At 69.6% G+C, this 15,681-nt stretch carries 14 protein-coding genes and 1 pseudogene; 7 read left to right on the top strand and 8 right to left on the bottom strand.

Annotated elements, in window-relative coordinates; all coding sequences use genetic code 11:
- Nucleotides 1-197: 197 nt before the first annotated feature.
- Nucleotides 198-884 carry a ScbR family autoregulator-binding transcription factor gene (locus tag ABZ070_RS01195; protein ID WP_356628551.1) on the bottom strand — a complete coding sequence of 229 codons (687 nt, stop codon included), beginning with the start codon at nucleotides 882-884 and terminating at the stop codon, nucleotides 198-200.
- Nucleotides 885-1,459: 575 nt separating this feature from the next.
- On the opposite strand from ABZ070_RS01195, the gene ABZ070_RS01190 reads away from it, so the two are divergent.
- Both ABZ070_RS01190 and ABZ070_RS01185 read left to right on the top strand, forming a co-directional pair.
- A complete protein-coding gene (locus ABZ070_RS01190) occupies nucleotides 1,460-3,676 on the top strand; it encodes an acyl-CoA dehydrogenase (RefSeq protein ID WP_356628549.1) in 2,217 nt (738 codons plus the stop codon).
- A 127-nt stretch (nucleotides 3,677-3,803) separates the two neighbouring features.
- On the top strand, nucleotides 3,804-4,277 hold the full coding sequence (locus ABZ070_RS01185; RefSeq protein WP_356628547.1) for an NUDIX hydrolase: 474 nt from the start codon (nucleotides 3,804-3,806) through the stop codon (nucleotides 4,275-4,277).
- Between the two features lie 261 nt (nucleotides 4,278-4,538).
- Here ABZ070_RS01185 and ABZ070_RS01180 read toward each other — a convergent pair whose 3' ends face one another.
- From ABZ070_RS01180 to ABZ070_RS01170, 3 genes are read right to left on the bottom strand one after another with little or no spacing between them, the layout of a single operon-like run.
- Entirely contained in the window at nucleotides 4,539-4,934 is a 396-nt protein-coding gene (locus ABZ070_RS01180; RefSeq protein WP_356628545.1) for a cupin domain-containing protein, read from the bottom strand.
- A gap of 28 nt (nucleotides 4,935-4,962) precedes the next feature.
- A complete protein-coding gene (locus ABZ070_RS01175; RefSeq protein ID WP_356628543.1) occupies nucleotides 4,963-5,325 on the bottom strand; it encodes an alpha/beta hydrolase fold domain-containing protein in 363 nt (120 codons plus the stop codon).
- Nucleotides 5,235-6,353: a serine hydrolase domain-containing protein gene (locus tag ABZ070_RS01170; RefSeq protein WP_356628541.1), complete on the bottom strand. Its 1,119-nt coding sequence runs from the start codon at nucleotides 6,351-6,353 to the stop codon at nucleotides 5,235-5,237. The genes ABZ070_RS01175 and ABZ070_RS01170 overlap by 91 nt, the downstream gene beginning before the upstream one ends.
- A 187-nt stretch (nucleotides 6,354-6,540) precedes the next feature.
- Between ABZ070_RS01170 and ABZ070_RS01165 the strand changes: the two genes are divergently transcribed.
- Both ABZ070_RS01165 and ABZ070_RS01160 read left to right on the top strand, forming a co-directional pair.
- Nucleotides 6,541-7,215 (top strand): TetR/AcrR family transcriptional regulator, encoded by a 675-nt coding sequence (locus tag ABZ070_RS01165; RefSeq protein WP_356628539.1) that lies wholly within the window; start codon nucleotides 6,541-6,543, stop codon nucleotides 7,213-7,215.
- Nucleotides 7,216-7,480: 265 nt separating this feature from the next.
- A pseudogene (locus tag ABZ070_RS01160) lies at nucleotides 7,481-7,681 on the top strand (recombinase family protein); the annotation flags it as partial.
- Between the two features lie 147 nt (nucleotides 7,682-7,828).
- On the opposite strand, the gene ABZ070_RS01155 reads toward ABZ070_RS01160, so the two are convergent.
- Nucleotides 7,829-8,842, bottom strand: coding sequence for a DNA topoisomerase IB (locus tag ABZ070_RS01155; RefSeq protein ID WP_356628537.1), 1,014 nt, complete (start codon nucleotides 8,840-8,842; stop codon nucleotides 7,829-7,831).
- 281 nt (nucleotides 8,843-9,123) lie between these two features.
- On the opposite strand from ABZ070_RS01155, the gene ABZ070_RS01150 reads away from it, so the two are divergent.
- Both ABZ070_RS01150 and ABZ070_RS01145 read left to right on the top strand, forming a co-directional pair.
- The gene (locus ABZ070_RS01150) at nucleotides 9,124-9,420 is read left to right on the top strand and encodes a DUF1778 domain-containing protein (protein WP_356628535.1); all 297 of its coding nucleotides are present in this window, start codon (nucleotides 9,124-9,126) and stop codon (nucleotides 9,418-9,420) included.
- Entirely contained in the window at nucleotides 9,417-9,803 is a 387-nt protein-coding gene (locus ABZ070_RS01145; RefSeq protein ID WP_356628533.1) for a fic family toxin-antitoxin system, toxin component, read from the top strand. Before ABZ070_RS01150 ends, ABZ070_RS01145 begins: the two co-directional genes overlap by 4 nt.
- 658 nt (nucleotides 9,804-10,461) lie before the next feature.
- Here the strand turns inward: ABZ070_RS01145 and ABZ070_RS01140 are convergent.
- The 3 genes from ABZ070_RS01140 to ABZ070_RS01130 all read right to left on the bottom strand — a co-directional run bounded on the left by ABZ070_RS01140 (nucleotide 10,462) and on the right by ABZ070_RS01130 (nucleotide 14,690).
- Complete coding sequence (locus ABZ070_RS01140; protein WP_356628532.1) at nucleotides 10,462-10,635, bottom strand: hypothetical protein; 174 nt, start codon at nucleotides 10,633-10,635, stop codon at nucleotides 10,462-10,464.
- A gap of 139 nt (nucleotides 10,636-10,774) precedes the next feature.
- Nucleotides 10,775-12,358 carry an alpha/beta hydrolase gene (locus ABZ070_RS01135; RefSeq protein ID WP_356628530.1) on the bottom strand — a complete coding sequence of 528 codons (1,584 nt, stop codon included), beginning with the start codon at nucleotides 12,356-12,358 and terminating at the stop codon, nucleotides 10,775-10,777.
- Between the two features lie 775 nt (nucleotides 12,359-13,133).
- Nucleotides 13,134-14,690 (bottom strand): oxidoreductase, encoded by a 1,557-nt coding sequence (locus ABZ070_RS01130; protein ID WP_356628528.1) that lies wholly within the window; start codon nucleotides 14,688-14,690, stop codon nucleotides 13,134-13,136.
- A 420-nt stretch (nucleotides 14,691-15,110) separates the two neighbouring features.
- On the opposite strand from ABZ070_RS01130, the gene ABZ070_RS01125 reads away from it, so the two are divergent.
- The gene (locus ABZ070_RS01125) at nucleotides 15,111-15,671 is read left to right on the top strand and encodes a DinB family protein (RefSeq protein ID WP_356628526.1); all 561 of its coding nucleotides are present in this window, start codon (nucleotides 15,111-15,113) and stop codon (nucleotides 15,669-15,671) included.
- Nucleotides 15,672-15,681: the final 10 nt, after the last annotated feature.

The following is a 15,681-nucleotide window of genomic DNA, read 5'->3' as shown; positions in this document are numbered from 1 at the left end:
GTGGCCCAGGTGCCATTTGCCGATGATCGCGGTCTGGTAGCCGGCGTCCTGGAGCATCTTGGTCTCCGGGCTCAGGTGGTGCAGCGGCCCCGGGGGCGGGGGCGGTCAACGGGCCCGGCGGGGCAGCGGCCCCGGGGGGCGGGGGCGGTCAACGGGCCCGGCGGGGCAGCGGCCCCGGGGGCGGGGGCGGTCAGTGGTCAGTGGGGGGCGGGCTGTTCGGCGTCCTCGCGGTGGCGCACCGCCTGCTCGTAGGCGCGGGCCCCGCGGTCGGCGGAGAAGTCCAGGCGCACCAGTACCGCGGGCACCGCGATCGCGCTCATCAAGAACCGGTACAGGTCCGCGACCCGCTCGGTCATGTCCGCACGGCCGGTCATGATGTTCGACAGCACCTGCACCCCGGTGAACGCGCCCACGAACGTCTTCGCCGCCCCCTCGAGATCCACGTGCGGGCCGATCTCCCCGCCCGACCGCGCCTGCTCGAACAGCTCCAGCGTCTGCTGCATCCACGCCTGCATCGGCACCCGCCGGTCCAGCCCGTCGCGCAACGCCCCCTGCTCCACCGTCAGCCGCACACTGCCCCGCACGATCGGATCCCCGGTGTCCCGGCGCAGCAGATACGCCAGCATCAACGCCCGGTCCACCGCCGTCTGCAGCCGCAACTCCCCCTCCACCAGCTCCGGCAGCGCATGCACCTGCTCCGCCAGCACCCCCTGCGCCAGCTCCTCCTTCGACGCGAAATGAAAATACAACGCGCCCTTCGTCAGCCCCGACCGCTTGAGGATCTCGGAAATGGTCGCCGCCTCGTAGCCGACCTCGTCGAACACCTCGGCCGCCGCCACCAAAATCGCCTGCCGCGTCCTCACGGCCCGCTCCTGCCGCGCCATCACCCACCACCTCCGACATCCGTCCACACCCGGTCAACACCCACCGCGACCACACCCGCCGCACACGCCCGCCGCGACCATGCCCGCCGCACACGCCGCACCGAACACGCCCGCCGCGACCATGCCCGCCGCACACACCGCGCGAACATGCCCACCGCACATGCCGGACCGAACATGCCCGCCGCACATGCCGAACCGGCCCGGCCCGCCGGCCGTGGCCGGCACCCCCACCCCAACCACAAAAGAAACCGGCGGGTTCGTATCTTAGCAGCCCACAGGGCTGCGGCCAGCCCCGCGGCCGCACGGGACCCAGGTCACCGCACCCCGGCCCGTAACCCCCCATCTATCAAACCGTCCTGCCGGTTTTGCATCCCGGACCCAATGGTCCCTTTCAAGCGGAATGATTGCTACCGACCAGGGGTTCCCGCCCTCGGAAGCCGCCTCCGCGGCCCGTGAGCGTGACGCACGTCACGGAGTAACCCGCAATACGCCTTGAAAACAAAACCGGTGGGTACGTATCTTTGGGGCCCTGCGCTTCCCAGATTCATCCGGACCGACCATCCCGCGGAGAGGCCATGACCCTGCTGACGTTCACCAAGCACGCCACCACCACCCCCACCACCCCCGCCACTTCGGCCACTTCGGCCACTTCGGCCACTTCGGCCACTTCGGCCGGTGCGGCCGCCCCGGCTCCTTCGGCCACCGCGGCTCCTGCGGCCGGTGCGGCTCCTGCGGCTGCTGCGGCCGGTGCGGCTGCTGCGGCAGGCGGCGGCGCGGCAGGCGGGGGCACCGCCGCCGGTGTGCCGGCCGCCCGTGCCGCGGGTGGCGCGAGTGGCGCGGGTGCGCGGGCCGGCCAGGTGCTCGGCCCTCCGGTCACCGCCCCCGCGCCCGCCACCGTCTTCCCCGCCCCGCCCCACACCCCCGCCGCACCCGGCGCCGCGAGCGGCCCCTCACCCGCACCCGACGACGCCGCCGCCGCCGTCACCCGCGAACTGCGCCACCTGCTGTTCGACGGCGACGAGGAAGACACCCTCCACACCCCCTGGCGCACCCTCATCACCCACGAGGACTTCCTCACCCACGACGACGACCTCACCCCCACCCAGCGCACCGCCCGCTCCTACCAGCGCCTGCGCCGCCTCAACGCCACCGCCGCCGGCGACCCCCTCGCCCTCGCGTCCGACCCCCGCCGCCTCGCCGCCCTCCACGAATGGACCGGCATCGCCGACAGCGCCCTGGGCACCCTCGCCGGCATCCACTACAACCTCTTCCTCGGCACCATCCTCGACCACGACCACCCCGAACAACGCGACCTCACCCCCTACACCACCCTCCAGCACACCGGCACCTTCCTCGTCACCGAACTCGCCCACGGCAACGACGCCGCCAACCTCAAAACCACCGCCCACCACCACCCCGACACCGGCGAATTCACCCTCCACACCCCCACCCCCGGCGCCGCCAAATTCATGCCCAACACCACCACCACCGGCGGCCCCAAAACCGCCCTCGTCGCCGCCCGCCTCATCACCCACGACGGCCACGACCACGGCATCCACCTCTTCCTCACCCCCCTCCACGACGAAAACGGCACCCACCCCGGCATCCACATCACCCCCCTCCCACCCCGCCACCTCCCCCACCCCGTCGACCACGCCATCACCACCTTCACCCACGTCCGCCTCCCCGCCACCGCCCTCCTCCAAGCCCCCCACAACCGCCTCCACCCCGACGGCACCCACACCACCACCCACGGCAACCGCAGAAAACGCTTCCTCACCACCATCGACCGCGTCACCCTCGGCAAACTCTGCATGAGCGCCGCCGCCACCGGCACCGCCCGCGCCGCCATCACCATCGCCGTCCACTACGCCACCCACCGCCACACCACCCACCACCACAACGGCCCCACCCCCCTCACCACCCACCGCGCCCACCACGCCCCCCTCCTCGACAACCTCGCCACCACCTACGCCCTCACCCTCCTCCACCGCCACACCCTCACCCACCACACCCACCACCACCACAACGGCCCCACCCCACCCCCCACACCCCCCAACCCCCGCTACCACACCGACCCACCCCCCACCAAAAACCAAACCCACCAACTCACCGCCCTCACCAAAGCCTTCACCACCCACCACGCCCGCACCATCACCACCACCAGCCGCGAACGCTGCGGCGCCTGGGCCCTCCACCCCCACAACCCCCTCGCCCACTACACCCAACACCTCGAAGGCACCATCACCGCCGAAGGCGACAACCTCCTCATCACCCTCAAAACCGCCGCCGAACTCCTCCTCACCCCCCCACCCACACCCCCCACCACCCCCACACCCCCCAACCCCCTCACCAACCTCAACCACCTCAAAAACCTCCTCACCCACCTCCAACACATCTGGCACACCCGCGCCAAACACGCCCTCCGCACCACCCCCCACACCACCAACCCCCACACCCGCTTCAACAACGCCACCAACCCCGCCCTCACCCTCACCCACCTCACCACCCTCCAACACACCACCAACGCCCTCCTCACCACCCTCAACCACACCACCCACCCCACCACCCACACCCACCTCAAAAACCTCACCAACCTCTACCTCCTCAACCAACTCACCCCCCACACCGGCGACCTCCTCACCCACCACCACCTCACCCCCCACCACCACAACCAAATCCCCACCCTCACCAACCACCTCCACACCACCCTCCAACCCCACCTCACCACCCTCACCAACGCCCTCAACCACCCCCACCAACACACCCCCACCCCACCCCCCACCCACTAACCCACCCACACCGCCAACCAGCGCTCGACGAGCAACTCACCCACACCGGGCAGGACTTCACATCCAAGGCCAGCCACCCACTGCCCACCCGCCCACGACAAACAGGAACGCCGGACAGCCTCCGACAATGGACCTACGACTGGCGGCATATGCCGTGTCTATCAAGGACGGACACGTACTCCTCACACACGCCGCGAAACCGGACGGCGAGAAGACCTGGACTCTCCCGGGCGGCAAAGTCGAACACGGGGAAGATCCGTTCGATGCGGTGATTCGGGAGATCACCGAAGAGACAGGCCTGGATGCAGTGGTCACCCGTCTACTCGGCGTGGACTCAAGAGTGATCCCCGCGGCGGAGCGCCGCTTGCCCGGCCGGCCCGAACTGCACAACGTCGGCATCTATTACCAGGTCCGCATCACCGGCGGCCGACTCCGGCCCGAGCCGAACGGCGAAACCACCGAGTCGGTCTGGACCCCGATCCCCGATGTCGCCCGCCTCAGCCGATCCTCCCTGCTCGACATCGGCCTCACCCTGGCCCGGACCACGCCGGCAACCGGCCACGTCACCCCCATCCAAGTCGGCGGTCTGCTCCGGCACTGAGGCCACCAACACCCGTCCCGTCCATTCACCATCACAACGCCCGCACAACCGCCGCAACAGACGCAACCCTTTCAGGGCGCCTGCCCGGCTGCGACTGCAGGCGGCGGCCGCGACCGGGAACTGCGCTGAACCGGCCGTCGCCTGCAGAACTGTATTTCGTCGGTCGCGCCCGGCGAGAGGGGCGAGTTACGGGTGGGCGCGGACGTGGGTGATGGGGCCTGTGCCGCGTTGCTGTGGGTGCAGACCGGGTGCGGCTTCGGCCTAGGCTTCGGTCCACTTCTCCTCACGCGTGCCGCGCGGCAGGGTGACGGCCATCATGTCGCTGGGGGCGTCCAATGCGAGGCGGTGCCATCGCCCGCGTGGCACGATGGCCGCGGTTCCAGCACCCAGTTTGATCTCCTCCTCGTCGTCTCCCGGCTGTTCCGGACGGAGGATGATACGTATTGCGCCAGTGAGGCAGGAGACGAATTCGTCCGCCTCGGTGTGAATTTCCCAGTGGTCGCCGTGGACGTCGGCGTCGGTCTCCGCATGGGCGACCATCAGCAGCCAGCCGTCCCGCTCGAGCTCGGTGTCCGCTGTGGGCTGCTCGGTGTGCACCTGGCCGCCGGGCTGAAGGTGGATCAAGGATCCGAAGAGTTCGATCCGGGTGACAGTCATGCTAGGGCGTCCTTCCTGCGGTGGTCTTTCATCGGGTGAGTTGTGGGCATGGGATGCCTGCCTGGGTCGGCCGCGACGACGTCACTCGGGCCAGGGCACGGCGCAGGGCTGCGGCGAGTTCGGCGATCTGGCGCTGCGACACCTCGGCGGACAGGACCGCCTGCGACCCGCGGAACGTGCCGGGCCACTGGTGCAGCTCGACCGACACGCCGGCCTGCAGCAGACGCAGTGCGCAGTCGATACCTTCGCCGCGCAGCGGGTGGAATTCCACGGTGGCGCTGTAGGCCGGCGGCAGGCCGGTCAGCCGTACATCGCCACGCGGTGGAGAGCCGCGAGCGCGTCGTCGATGGGATGGGGCTGCGGCTTGCCGTAGGAGTCGAGCCTGTTCCACCTCTGCATATTCACCGCGACCGCCATCTGCCGCTTGCCGTCGGCACGGATCATGGCCAGCGTTCCGGCACCCCAGACCGTGCCGCCATGGCCCCAGAAGGTGCCCTGACCGGGTCCCTCCATCGTGTGCAGGCCGAGGCCGTAGTCGATCGTCCTTCCCTCTTGGGAGACGACCGGGACGGTGCGCTGCATCTGCGCCAGCGACGACGGGCTGACGATCTCCCCGGCCAGCAGCATGCCGTAGAAGCGGTTGAGGTCCGCGACGGTTGATATCAGCGAGGCCGACGGCCCCACCCATGACATGTCGTAGACGCTGTAGTCGCGCGGCGGGTCGATCATGCCGAACCACGCCTCATAGAGCTGCGAGTGCGGCCCGTCGACGTACGGTCCGGCGGGGAGTTCGGTGTCCCGGAGCCCGGCGCGCTCGATGACGTTCCGGGTGATGTACCGCTCGGCCGTGGTGCCGGTCACCTGTTCCAGGAGTTGGACAAGGAGCAGGTAGTTGGTGTTGGAGTACACCCCCGGGGTGCCGCCCGGGGCGCCGACGGCGGGTGCGGTGACCCCCATCTCGATCAGTTCCGCGGGGTCGAACCGCGTGAACCGGTGGTCGTCCAGGCTCTGGGGCCCGGTGTCCGCGAGGACGGGAAACGCCTTGAAGGAGGGGTAGGCGTACGGGAGGTACTCGGCGAGGCCGCTGGTGTGGTTGATCAGCATTCGGACCGTGATCGCGTCACCGCGTTCTCCGGGAACCAGCCCCGGCAGGTACCGGCCGATCGGTCTGTCGAGACCGATCTGACCGGCCTCGACCTGTTGCAGGACCGCGGCGGCGGTGAAGGTCTTGGTGATGCTGCCGACCCGGTGCCGCATGCCGGCGGTGACGGGGCGACCGGTGGCGACATCGGCGACCCCGGCGGCACCGCGCCAGGCCTGGTCGCCGTGGCGCACCTCGGCGAACAGGCCCGGCATCCCGGCGCGGTGGACGTTTTCGAGGGCTGCGTTCAGCGCCACGGAATCCAGTGGGTTCTTCACGTCATGCGTCCTTTCGTATTCCCCGGGGTGAGCTCCGCATCGGTCGCCGGACCCGGACAACAGGGCACGAGTGGCACGCCGGCCCGCCTCCTGCCGGGCCGCCCGGCATGCCCATGTCCTCATTATGCACGCGGTGCGTGCAACGCCAAGTGCATAGGCTAGGCTGAGATCCGGCGAGAGGAGCGAAATGGCAGGCCGAAGGCGCTGGTCGACCGAGGAAATCCTGGACGCGGCAGAGGAGTTTTTGCGCACGAGCGACGCGGACTCGTTCAGCGTGCGCAAGCTGGCCGCGGTCCTCGGGACCGATTCCTCCAGCCTGTACCGGCACTTCCGCAGCAAGACCGAACTGCTGCGCGCGGTCGCCGACCGGATCCTCCTGGCTTCCATGGACGGTTACCGCGCCGAGGGCGACTGGAAGCAGCGCATCACCGCCCTGGCCCTGCGCGCGAGAGAGGCGTTCGGCCAGCAGCCCCAGCTCGCCGCGGTCTGGGGCCGGTACGCGTCAGGCGGCGCCGGTTCCCGGCTGGTCATGGAAGAGGTGCTGCAGGCCCTGCGCGCGTCGGGGCTGCCCGACGAGGAGATCCCGGCACGCTATCACCGGCTCGCGGTCCTCATCGCCGCGTTGATCGCCTCCGAGGCCGGGGTCAGCTCCATCACCGCAGAAGAGTACGAACAGGGCATGGAGCTGTTCCGCGTCGCGGTACTCGGCGCCGACCCCGAACGCTTCCCCGCCCTGGCCCACTTCGCCCGCGACGTCCGCCCCCTCGGGGTGGAGCGCCGCGCCGCGTTCGAAGAGATCCTCGCCGCCCAACTCGCCCACATCGAGGCCGCAATCTGCCCGAGCCAGCCGCCCAGCTCGTGAGTGTCGGCAAACGACCGTCTGCCGACGCTCACGATCACGAACCGGCAGGTGGGCACTGTCGACAACTCGCGTCGGAAATCAACGTCGGAGAACGGTCCTTCGGGTAGTTTCCGGCACTGCTTCTTGGCTACTGCCGCACATCGACAGCCGACCAGAACCCCGATCATAGGTTCGACGCACTACTCCGCCACGGCGTCGACCGCGACGACATCCACGTGGATGTCGCAGCTGCGCGAAGGCGTACCGCCCGAAGCTCGATCTCGTCATGCAGTTGCTGCGCGAGGGCGACACGTTGAAGGTGACCCGGTTCGACCGGCTCTCCCGCTCCGTGCTGCACCTGGTGCCCCTCGGCGCCGAGCTGCGCGAGCGCGACATCGGGCTGCACATAAATGAGCAGGGCATTGACACCTCCGCCATGGAGGGGCGGGCGATGTTCGAGATGCTGTCCGTGCTCGCCGAGCTCCAGCGCGAGCTGACGTGGCGCATACGAAACGACGAGGTCGCCTCCGCGCGGGCCCGGGGGCGGGTCGGCGGGCGCCGGCCCAAGCGCACCGCCGACCAGGCCGCGCTCGCCCAGCTGGAAGTGTTCCGCACCGCCGCAGGTGGCGGTGCGTCAGCTCAGCAAGCGGATGACCGCCTCCTCGACCGGGCCCTGGGTCGCGAGCATGCCCGGCCGGTGGTCGGCGCCGAGCTCGCCGAGTATGGGTGCGATGGTCTTCCCCTGCTCGAAGAGCTCGAAGAGTCGTGGATTGATGTACGAGGCACGGCACACCGACGGGGTGTTGCCCAGGTACTGGGCCACTTCGTTCACGGCCCGGGAGGCCGCGCGTCGGCGGGCCGCCTGCGAGGTCTCGGCGACGGGGGCAGAGACGGCGAGTGCGACGGCGGCCAGGACAGTCGCGTGCCATGTCCTGAAGTCCTTGCTGGTGATGTCCCGGCCGGAGAGGTCGCGAAGGCATTCGTTCAGGTCGGCACCGCTGATCTCGTGCCAGTCGGGGGCCTGCCAGTACGCGAAGAGACGCTCGCCTTCCTCACGTCGCCGCAGCAGGCACCGAACGGCGGCGAAGGCCTGGTCGTCGACGATCTCCCGGCAGTAGCGCCGTCCGCTCTTGGCCGGATAGTCGAAGCCGACCTCGCCGGCGCGGCAGGTGACCTGCTCCCGCAGGACGGTCGTCAGCCCGTACGACTCGTTCGACCGCGTGTAGTGGCCGTCACCGACCCGGAAGAAGCCGAGGTCGAGCAGCCGGACCCCGAGCGCGAGCACGCGGGACCTGGTGAGCCCCCGCGCATCGAGGTCGCGCGACACCCGCGCGCGCAATCGGGGCAGCGCGGCGCCTACCTCCAGCACGCGCCCGTGCTTGGCCGCCTCCTGCTGTTCACGGAAGCGTGGATGGTAGAGGTACTGGCGGCGTCCCGCGTCGTCGGTACCGACGGCCTGGATGTGGCCGTTGGGGTGGGGGCAGATCCATACTTCGGTCCAGGCCGGCGGGATGACGAGGGCGCGGATACGTTCGAGCTCCGGCCCCGCACGGATCGGCCGCCCATCGGTGCCGGCATACCGGAAGCCTCGTCCGTGCCGCCGCCGACGGTAGCCGGGACCTGAGGGATCACTCGTACAGAACCGCATGGCGTGCCTCGTCCTCCTGCCCTGCGCCTACCCGCGCACCCGGGCTCCATCCGCAGCCGCTGCGAGCGATTGCCCAACTGGAGGGCCACCCGTGCGTTCTCGCGTGGACGGCCTTCGCCTCAGGCAGAAGCCACAGACAGAAGCCAGAGACAGAAGGCACTGACACCGAAACAGGCGCGATCATGCCGCGGCCACCCACTTCTGCCCGCAGGCCGCCACCGCGCCAACCCGGGACGAGCGCCCCTGGGCCCGCAGATGGTACCGCTGGTACCATTGGCACCATGCCAGAGCCCAAAGCCATGAACCTCCGCTTCCCCGACCCCGAGCAGCGGGCTGTGATTGCTGCCGCCGCAGCCCAGGAAGGGGTGAGCATGCAGGAGTACATCCTCTCCGCCGCCTATACGCGCGCGACCGCGGTCGAGCAGCGGTTCCTGGACGGCTTCAAGGAGTCGATGGCCCGCAGCGCCGCTGCCTTCGCCGCCGAGCCCAGCAGCACCGACCCCTCCGCGGAGCAGCGTGCCGCCGAGCAGCAGGCCCGAGCTGAGCTCGAGCAGCGGGAGCGGGGCCAGGCCGCGTGACCGAGCCGGCACCGCATCATCCGCTCGAGGTCACCTTTCTGCTGCATGCCGCCGAGCTTCTTCCCGACGACCCCCCGGTCGACGATCTGGGTCCCCTGTTTGCGGCCGCCGCGCGGGTCAACGCCCGGTCCATGGAGCACGACGTCTACAGCTCCGTGCACTTCAAAGCCGCCGCGCTGCTGCAGACCCTGGCCAAACTCCCCTGCCTCGAGCACTCGAACGATACCTTCGCGTGGCACTCCACCGAGGCGTACCTCTCCCTGCACGGGCGCAGGCTCGAGTACCCGCCAATAGCGGCCGTCATCCTCGTGCGTGACGTCGCCGCGGGGACGCTGAGCGTTCCGCGCATCGCCCGTCAGCTCCGCGGCTGGACCGTCGACTGACGACGCGTAAACACTTGACGGGCCGACAGTCGCCCGGCTCCCACCCGATCCGGGCGAGCATCCAGCAGGTACCGACCCGCCGCTCTGCGCCTTTCATCGGCAGGGAACCGCTCCCCCGACCCCGGCCGGGCGGGGGCGCCGCCGGTCGCGCTCGCCCCGGTGGCGGGCGTCAGGCCGTCGTGGGCGGGGCGTCGGCGTACTGAAGTGCCGGGCTCCGGCGGTATCCGCTTGCCGGTGGCGGCGTCCGGGCAGTAGGTGCTGAAGGTCTCGGCGCTGCCGGCGGGTGAGCGGTGCGGTCGCCCCGTCGCCGGCCGAGGACACGGACGGTGGCGTCGGCGCGGTTGGTGCGCACGACCGCACTCCCGATGCGGCGGGACGTCATCGACAGCAACGCCCTGACGTCGAAAGCGCATTCCGCGTCGACGTCCGTGAATTCGCCGAAGCTGTGGAACGGCAGGACGGACACGGCCGGGACCGAGACCGTCAGCGTGTGGACGTGGTCCTTACGCAGAGCCTGAGGGCGCAGCGGGCGGGCCGCCCGCCGAGGCCGGCGCTGCTGCCGGCACATCCGGCACGGGTATGGATGGGTTGGCGTGCCTTGAACGCACAACGGCCCCGAACCAGACGGCTCGGGGCCCGGCTGTGCAGTGAAAGGCAGTCAGGCAGTGGCATCTATGTCGATCAGACTGATCTTCGTCTGCCGATTGTTGATCGTCGCCAGGATCGGCGACTTCCCGTCCAGACCCTTGGTCTTGTCCACGAGCTCACGCAGGTCTTCGAGCGTGATCTCTTTGCCTGTCTTCGGCTTCACATGAACGCTCACAGGTGACATGCCCACATGATGCAGACCATCGATCAGCTTGTCACCGGTGTCCCCTTCTCAACTGGGCCGTCTCGGCGCAGCGTGGGTGCCACAGCCCCACCGCCGGGGCGGGGCGCAACGGTGCCCGGCCCCCTGATCGGAACTTCTCTCACGTGCAGACTTTGCCGGTGGCCGGGAGCCGGCCGTGGATCAAGTACTGATCGACGGCGGTGTTGATGCAGGTGCTGTCCCGGAGGTAGGCGGTGTGTCCGTCGCCGTCGTAGGTGAGCAGGTGACCGGAGTCGAGCTGGCGGGCGAGTGCCTTGGCCCAGGAGTACGGGGTGGCGGGGTCGCGGGTGGTGCCGACGACGAGCATCGGCGCAGCGCCGGGCGCCGTGATGGGGTGCGATGGCTGGGTCGCCGGGACCGGCCAGTGGGTGCACATCATGAGGAGCTTCACCAGGAGGTCGCCGAACTGGGGCGAGGCACGCAGGAACTCGGGCAGCGCCGCCTCGGCCTGAGCAGAGGTGAGTCCCGCTCCGAGCGTGGAGCTCCGGCAACTGATCGCCGAGAACGCTTGGTCGCCCGGGTCGGCGTCCATCACCTCGGCGAGGAGTTGCTGCAATGTCGTGGTGTCACCGGCTTGAACTTCGCGCAGGGCGGCGCGCAGTGGGTCCCACGCGGGTGCCATGAGGGCCACCACGACGGCGTTCATGAGATCTTCCCCGGTGACGGTGACGTCCTTGCCCTGTCGAAGCGGGGTCCTGTTCAACGTGGCCCGCAGCGAGTCCAGTGCGCGGCCGGCCTCCTTGACGGAGTGGCCGACCGGGCAGGCGGGACGGGCGGCACAGTCGGCGGCGAAGGACTCCCAGGCGACCTGGTGAGTGTGTGCGGGTTCCAGGAACCGGCGGTACCCGTCGAGTGCGGGGTCGACAGCGCCGTCCAGGACCATGCGGCCCACCCGGGAGGGGAAGAGTTCGGCGTAGGTGGCGCCCAGGTAGGTGCCGTAGGAGAAGCCGAGGAAGTTCAGCCGGTCGTCGCCCAGGAGTGCCCGCATGATGTCCATGTCCCGAGCCGTATCGGGCGTTCCGACATGGGGCAGCAGCCGCCCGGCGTGCCGCGCGCATTCAGCGGCGACTTGCTTGAACGCCGCGTCCTCGTCTTTGATCGCCGCTTGCCCGGCCGTGGTGGACTTACCGGGTCGGGACACTCCGGAGATGGTGACGGGCGTGTCGGTGTCGCAGTCCACCGGGGTGCTGGCGCCCACGCCGCGGGGATCGAGTGCGACCAAGTCGTAGGCGGCGCGCATGGCCGGGGAGTATCGGTCGGCGGTAACCAGCAGTGTTTCGACCGCGGATGCCCCGGGGCCGCCGGGGTTGAGCAGCAGCGAGCCCATGCGTGCGGCACCGGCGGCGGTGGCCTTCTTGCGGATGGCGGCCAGGCGGATGTCGCCGGCCTGCGGACGGGCGTAGTCCAGCGGCACCGTCAGCGTGGCGCACTGGAACGACGGCACGGCTGCGCAGGGTTTCCAGTGGAGGGTCTGCCGGTAATAGGGCAACAGTTCCGGCGAAACGGTGGCGGTGCTGTCCGCTCCCCCGACGGCGCCGGCCCTGGCCGGCCCCGTCGCGGCGGGGGGCTGCTGCGGGTGCAGCGACGAGCAGGCGGTCAGCAGCAATCCACAAACACTCAGCACGGCGAGCGTGCCACGCAGTTTCCGCTTGGATATTCGAGCGGTGTCTCGTACAGCCCTCATCTCTCACCCTTCCGACGTCCAGCACTCTTCGTAACCAATGCATCACGTAAGGTGCTCGCGAGGCGCTTGGGTGGACCGAATGGGTGAACCAGGCCCCGCCGATAGGACCACCTCGGCACGCTCGGCCTGGCCCTCAACAACTGGTCCTGTGGAACTGCCTCTACCTCGACCGCGCCGCCAAGCAGCTCCCCGCCGACGGCTTCCCCGTCACCGACGACCTCCTCGCCCACCTCTCGCCGCTGCGTTCGACCCCGTCGACTTCCACGGCCGATGCGCGTTCTTCCGGCCGCAGGAAGCCGGGCGCCTACCACTGCTGGACCGTCGGTCGGCGAGGACGAGAGCGAGCGGTAGGAGCGCTGGTCACTCGGGGCCCGGCCTCCCTCAACGGCAGCCGGGCAGGGGGCGGCGATGACCGGCGGCACGGAGGCGGGGCGCTGCCGCTGAAGGGCTTGGTGGAGACCCGGCCGACAGTCGGCAGGGTGCTGTCAGGCAGACCTCTGAGCGCCGTAGCAGCCGGGGCCGGAACCTCATGGCCTCGGTGCTTGGATGTGCCCGATCAGTGCCAGGTCGGCCGAGTCGGCCTCGTCAGGCGATCCCTCGACGATCACAACGCGCCCGGAACGGTTCAGCACATCCCGCAGTCGGGCTGTTGTCGGCGCCCCGTCAGCCATGCCCACCGGTCCCGTGAAGATCACGTCCGCGAGGACACTGCGATGGGGACCGCAGGACAAGGGATGACTACCGGCCGAACTCCAACCGAAGGATGGGCCGATGCCTAATTCCTTTGCAGGGTGCGGGTGACACCGGCAATGACGGCGGTCGTCAGCACCCAGCCGAAGGCGATCAGCAGGTAGGCCAGCCACTGGAGACCGTCGTTCGTCCAGTACCAGGCCGTCCGCTGACCCAGACCGCCGATGGGGATCAAGAGGTCAAGTGTGTAGACCAGGGGCTGGAACGGGGCACCCTCGCCCCGTTTGGCCGGATTCGGGGAGTGAGTGCCAAAGGACAGCGCGCCCAGCAAGGTCAGGGCGACAAGCCAGACGCCGGCCAGCCAGGGACGGTACCCATAGCCGACGGTGACGTCGAGCATGTGCCCCCACACACGCGCGGCCGGCGAGAGAACCTGCCGTCGATGGCGCTGTTTGGCCAGGAGGACGCGGCGGGCGTCGTCATCGTGGCCGGCCTTCCGGTACCAGCCCGCCAACTGCTCGTAGGGTTGCGGGTTGTAGCCCGGGTTGCGTCGTATCCACGCCACGCGTCCGGCCACGGAGTCCCGCCGCCCCACCGTCTCCCTCCGCTCGCCGGCCTCGTCGGTCTTGATGGAGCCGTAGACGAAGCCGTCCAGCTCCACCACGTCCGGCCAGCTGTGGTCGCTGTCGTGGACGTGGGACACTTGCGCACCCCGCAAGTCCACTGTGCCGGACGGTGGCCGGACGAGGGTGAAGTCGAAGTCGACGGCCTGCATCAGTGGCGCGGCCAAGGATGGACCGTCGCCGTCGGGCGGCCCGTTCAGGACGGCTCCTGCGAAGGTCAGCTTGTCCGAGATCCGGGCGCCCCGCAGCCGTACGGTCCCGTTCGCGACGAAACCGTCCGAGAAGTTGAACGTCGACCCCACGGCGTTGTCCAGGGCCAGCGTCACCCAGCGCCCGCCGGGGCGTTCCAGTAGTGCGCCCCGCATGTGCAGTCCGCCTGGTAGCTGTGCGCCCATGAGGCGGACTTCACCGTGCGCGACGAATCCGTCCTCGCAGTAGAGGCCACCGTCCGCAACCAGCCCGCCGGCGGACACCGCCCATTCGCCGGGGGCGCTGATCTCGGCGCCGTTGAGGTTCACTGCGCCACTCACGTGGGCGTTGATGAGCGAGAGGGCGGTGACCCTGCGGTGGAAAGGCGAGGGAGAGCCGCTGACCAGCCGAGAGCGCCGCAGGTCGAGGCGTCCCTCGACACGCGTCAAGCCGGCTTCCACACCCGGCACTCGGCTGCCCACGATGGCGATCGACCGGGTCGACGCTCCTGAGAGGTCCGCTCCCTCCTCGAACCAGCAGTCTTCGAGCCAGAGGGCATGAGCGATCTGCGCGCCGGCCAGGTCGAGGTGTCCGGATATGCGCGCCCCGGCGAGCCTCAGGCTCGCGACGCCGCCTGGTTGCGCGGTGGCGGCGCTCATGAGGAGCGTGGTGATCACGGCGGCCCGCACCGTCCGCCCGGGGCCCCACTGTCCACCCTCGGCGACACTGTCGTCCTCGGGCACGCCCGTGCGCAGGTCAACGCGGCGTCCCTCGGGGAACGCATCCCACAACTCACGCTCTGGTGAGGTCAACTCGTCGTATGAGAGCACTCGTGAAGAGTAGTGATCTTCCTTCGTGCTCGCCTTGCCCTGCCCTACGGCGCCCCGCAGACCTGCGCTGAACGGTGGGCGGTGCCAGGAGCGCCAGACGCTGCCGTCCCGTCACAGCACGCCGCCCGCCTCGTCGTGGAAGACCTCTGGCCAGTACCGGTTGTCGTCCGGGCCGTCGGCAGGGCGGCAGGCTACCGGGTCCGTGCTGAAGTCGAGCGATTCCTCCACCCCAGGAGTCAGCACTGAGCCAGCACTGACAAACCACCGCTCCCACCCCACCAGGGGCTGCACCCTGCCGGGCCCTCAGGTTTTGGACGCCAAGAGGGCGGGCGAGCCGGAGCCCGGTACGGGCGACCGGCACCGACGGCCACGCGTGAAAACTCGCTTGCATGTCGGGCCACTGCCCAGCAGTGTGCGCACATGAACAACATGCCCGAGCGGTGGAGTCAGGCCAGTGTCTACCCCGACATGTGGGCGGACCCCGACAAGGATCCCCGCAATCGTGACGGAGCCGGCGCGGATGGTGAGTTGGCGACGCTGCAGGGCTTCCTGAACGACTACCGACTGACCCTGCAGATGAAGTGCGAGGGGTTGGATCCGGAGAAACTGGCACGCCGGTCGGTGCCGCCGTCGACCATGTCCTTGCTGGGACTGGTCCGCCACCTTGCCGAGGTCGAGCGGGACTGGCGCGATTGGATTCTGCCAGGCGGCCCGACACCGAAGCTGTACGGGCCGGGTGATGCCGACTTCGAGGGAGCCGCGCCTCAACAGGCGCTCGTCGACGGAGCGTTCGCCGATCTCGCTCGTGAACAGGCCGCCACCGACAAGTTGCTGGCCGAGTATCCCGATCTGGGCGCCCGGGTGGGTCAGGACGGGACCGCTGTGCGGGAGCTGTGGGTTCACCGGATCGAGGAGTACGCCCGGCACTGCGGGCACGCGGATCTGCTGCGCGAATGCATCGACGGCCGGGTAGGGCAGTAGGACTGCTTGC

Origin of the sequence: Streptomyces sp. NPDC006283 (assembly GCF_040613325.1) — a bacterium.
Lineage (GTDB): Bacteria > Actinomycetota > Actinomycetes > Streptomycetales > Streptomycetaceae > Streptomyces.
This window is presented reverse-complemented; position numbering and strand designations above follow the sequence as displayed.

Excerpts from the sequence above, each read along its gene's own strand:
- ABZ070_RS01195 (WP_356628551.1), bottom strand. The coding sequence starts at position 884 with ATGGCGCGGCAGGAGCGGGCCGTGAGGACGCGGCAGGCGATTTTGGTG.
- ABZ070_RS01190 (WP_356628549.1), top strand. The coding sequence starts at position 1,460 with ATGACCCTGCTGACGTTCACCAAGCACGCCACCACCACCCCCACCACC.
- ABZ070_RS01140 (WP_356628532.1), bottom strand. The coding sequence starts at position 10,635 with ATGTCACCTGTGAGCGTTCATGTGAAGCCGAAGACAGGCAAAGAGATC.
- ABZ070_RS01125 (WP_356628526.1), top strand. The coding sequence starts at position 15,111 with ATGAACAACATGCCCGAGCGGTGGAGTCAGGCCAGTGTCTACCCCGAC.
- ABZ070_RS01150 (WP_356628535.1), top strand. The coding sequence starts at position 9,124 with ATGCCAGAGCCCAAAGCCATGAACCTCCGCTTCCCCGACCCCGAGCAG.
- ABZ070_RS01180 (WP_356628545.1), bottom strand. The coding sequence starts at position 4,934 with ATGACTGTCACCCGGATCGAACTCTTCGGATCCTTGATCCACCTTCAG.
- ABZ070_RS01135 (WP_356628530.1), bottom strand. The coding sequence starts at position 12,358 with ATGAGGGCTGTACGAGACACCGCTCGAATATCCAAGCGGAAACTGCGT.
- ABZ070_RS01165 (WP_356628539.1), top strand. The coding sequence starts at position 6,541 with ATGGCAGGCCGAAGGCGCTGGTCGACCGAGGAAATCCTGGACGCGGCA.
- ABZ070_RS01185 (WP_356628547.1), top strand. The coding sequence starts at position 3,804 with ATGGACCTACGACTGGCGGCATATGCCGTGTCTATCAAGGACGGACAC.
- ABZ070_RS01155 (WP_356628537.1), bottom strand. The coding sequence starts at position 8,842 with ATGCGGTTCTGTACGAGTGATCCCTCAGGTCCCGGCTACCGTCGGCGG.